At 55.4% G+C, this 545-nt stretch carries 1 protein-coding gene; it reads left to right on the top strand.

Annotation, left to right across the window (positions count from 1 at the left end; genetic code table 11):
- The first annotated feature begins 154 nt into the window (after positions 1–154).
- The gene (locus ACT6R0_RS18655) at positions 155–316 is read left to right on the top strand and encodes a hypothetical protein (protein WP_444667462.1); all 162 of its coding nucleotides are present in this window, start codon (positions 155–157) and stop codon (positions 314–316) included.
- The last annotated feature ends 229 nt before the right edge of the window (positions 317–545 follow it).

Raw genomic sequence — 545 nt, 5'->3', positions numbered from 1 at the left:
CCCATGCACACCCAGCCAGCCAGCACGCTGCCTACATGCATGAGCGCACACTCCCCACACATTGCATGCATGTGCGTGTTATGAGGTGGTGTGCTGCAGCAGGGGCATCAACAGCAAATGCTGTGTAGTGATGCTGATGATGAAAACACGCTGCATGTGTGCTTCTCATCTCACCCGTGACCTGACCCGTGGGCTGGTGCATCCTACAGCTGGCAGGATGGAAAGGTGTTCATCATCATCATCATCATCATCATCATCATCATCATCATTACAACATGGCATTTGCCTGTGGGTGTTGCTGCAACCCACACCTTGAATGTTCAAAACCGCAGTATAAATCATGTCAGGCCAGGTTGGCACAACGAACAGGAGTCCCAGGGCTTGGGGGGTGTCTGGCAGGGCGGACAGACTAACACAGCAGCCGGGTCACAGGGGTGCAGGGGTACGGCTCAGCACGCAACAGCTCACGGCAAGCAATGGTGTGTGTGTGTGGAAGTGCATGGGGTGCCTGTGCTGCCTGACCCTACGAGTGCTAACCCCCTGCA

It is taken from the genome of Flavobacterium sp. (assembly GCF_052437795.1).
Taxonomy (GTDB): domain Bacteria; phylum Bacteroidota; class Bacteroidia; order Flavobacteriales; family Flavobacteriaceae; genus Flavobacterium.
This window is presented reverse-complemented; position numbering and strand designations above follow the sequence as displayed.

Bases quoted from the DNA above. Each gene is read 5' to 3' on its own strand.
- ACT6R0_RS18655 (WP_444667462.1), top strand. From the start codon at position 155: ATGTGTGCTTCTCATCTCACCCGTGACCTGACCCGTGGGCTGGTGCAT.